We start from the raw sequence: 2,308 nt of genomic DNA, 5'->3' as shown, positions 1-2,308 counted from the left end.
AGCAATTTTCTCAAAAACAATCGACTTTGTCACTACATAAAGCAAAATCGCTATTAATAATGGCAATACTATTGATGTCAATAAAATTATTCCAATAATAACTGGCGTATTTTCAACCAAGTCTTTTGAGATAACATTTATTTCTTTTGTGAAATTATCAATCTTTACTTTTGCACTGTCAATTTGTCCTGGAATATTAAAAATACTTTTTGATTGATCTAATGAAAGCATTTCATCTTTTACTTTATTCAATTTTCCTAGATCTTGATTTAGCTCAACAATTGCAGGCTCTTTATATTCTTTTTCAAAATAGCTCGAAATTGTCGAGTTTACAAATATCGCACTTGGTAAAACTATGTAAATATAAAGTAATATGAAAAACGAATATTTAGAAATCTTTCTAAAAATTCTTGTAACTTTGTTTTTATAAATAGTATATGGAAAAATTGTGATTAATGAAATAAACGTCAAGATTGTAGCCAATTTTACTTTAAAAATTTCATAATAAATAGTTTCCAGCTTCAGTATAACAACGCTCGCAAGCGATACTTTCCATAAAATATTTATCATATCGTAAATAGGCTGAATAATATCTCCAATCTCAATTTCCATTCCAACAATCATACTGACATTAACTGTGCTACCTTCAATAATATCCGTGGTTCCTTTCAAAAGTGACAATGTTAAAAACATCTTTTTAGATTCTTCATAAGTTTTTTCCAAATATGGCATTGTTAAATTTTTAAAAAAGTTAAAAATCGTATGTTCAAAGATTTTATCCATTATTCCAAAAATACATAAAATCAGTCCAATTACAATTAATATTTTAACCAATGGGTTCTTGTTATCTGATTCCCATTTAGGAAAATCATTTTTCTTATTTTTTTTTATCTTTTTTTCTTCATTTACTGTTAATACAGCTTCTTTTCTTTCTTCCAATCAATTTCACTCCTTTTTTTATTTCAACTGTTTTCAAACATTTATTAATAGGTACAAACTTGCTTAATAATTTATTTTAAAAGTTATAATATTAAAACTAAGTTGTTAAATAATTTAAATAATTAAGATATTTAACATTACCTATATTTAATCCCACTCCAATAACTTTCTCACTACATAAGAAGCTAGTACAAGACCAGCTGCTCCTGGGACAAACGAATTACTTCCAGGCGTAGTTTTTCTCGGAATTTTATTATTTTCCCTAAATTCAGTTGGCAATTCTTCCTTAAATAGTTCTGACTTATTTGGCTGTACAGGTATTTCTTTTGAAAATGCAACTGGAACATTTGTAATCCCTTTCTTTTTCAAAATACTTCTGATAGTTCTTGCCATCGGACAAACAGAGGTATTTTTTATTTTTGCAATTTCTATCATTTCAGGGTGCATCTTGTTCCCAAATCCCATTGAAGAAATAATGTTTATGTTATTTTTCGCACAATATTCAATCAAATTAATCTTGCTTCCAATGACATCAATAGCATCCACGACAAAATCATATTTGTTATTTCCCAAAACTTCATCCACATCGTCATAAACTAATCTTTTTACAAGTTCAACCTTACAATCTGGATTAATATCCAAAATTCTGTCTTTCATAACATCAATCTTAGACTTGCCTATTGTGCTTCTAAGTGAATGCAGCTGTCTATTAATATTCGACTCCGAAATCTCATCAAAATCAACCATAGTAATTTGCCCAACTCCTGCACGTACCAAAGCCTCCACAGTATAAGAGCCAACCCCGCCAACTCCAAAAATTATAACTCTAGATTTTCCCAATTTCTCAATCCCTTCTTCCCCAACCATCATAGAAAATCTAGCAAATGTCTGATTTTTATCACTCATTTTTAAATTGTTTCCCCTTTCAATATACATTTTTCTTTTCTCTATCTAAAATTTTCTCATATTATATCATAAATCTAGAAAATGTAAATAGTGAGAGTATAAATTTTTTTATTATAAAGTTTTTATTTGTCACCTTTAATTTACTCTATTTTTATACTATAAATCTGCGATTAAGTAATAAATGTTTAATAAATTTTTGAATTGTATACTATTTTAGTAATGAATTAAAGTTTCTTATTCTTAGTACAGTTTCTGTTTTACTATTTTTTCACAGGATTACTAATTGCTGTAAATTCTTATTTTGCCTGAAAAATTTATCCTGATAATTAAAATTGTGGAAAGAGTTCTACACAATACCTATGGCTAGACTACGACTTTTATTTGCCCAACTCCGAAACTCCTCCTTATAGTCGTCAAACAGTCGTAGTTGAACAAATAAAAGCTCCGTCGGTTTATTAAAACA

At 28.1% G+C, this 2,308-nt stretch carries 2 protein-coding genes; both read right to left on the bottom strand.

Annotated features, from left to right (window positions below; all coding sequences use genetic code 11):
• A partial coding sequence (locus Q0370_RS10275; protein WP_299575390.1) for a hypothetical protein occupies positions 1 to 939 on the bottom strand: 939 nt, incomplete at its 3' end.
• A 147-nt stretch (positions 940 to 1,086) separates the two neighbouring features.
• The gene (locus Q0370_RS10270) at positions 1,087 to 1,845 is read right to left on the bottom strand and encodes a tRNA threonylcarbamoyladenosine dehydratase (protein ID WP_299575389.1); all 759 of its coding nucleotides are present in this window, start codon (positions 1,843 to 1,845) and stop codon (positions 1,087 to 1,089) included.
• Between the last annotated feature and the right edge of the window lie 463 nt (positions 1,846 to 2,308).

It is taken from the genome of uncultured Leptotrichia sp., assembly GCF_938036635.1.
GTDB lineage: Bacteria > Fusobacteriota > Fusobacteriia > Fusobacteriales > Leptotrichiaceae > Leptotrichia > Leptotrichia hongkongensis.
Note: the sequence above shows the minus strand (reverse complement) of the source record. Positions and strands in the feature narration are given on the sequence as shown.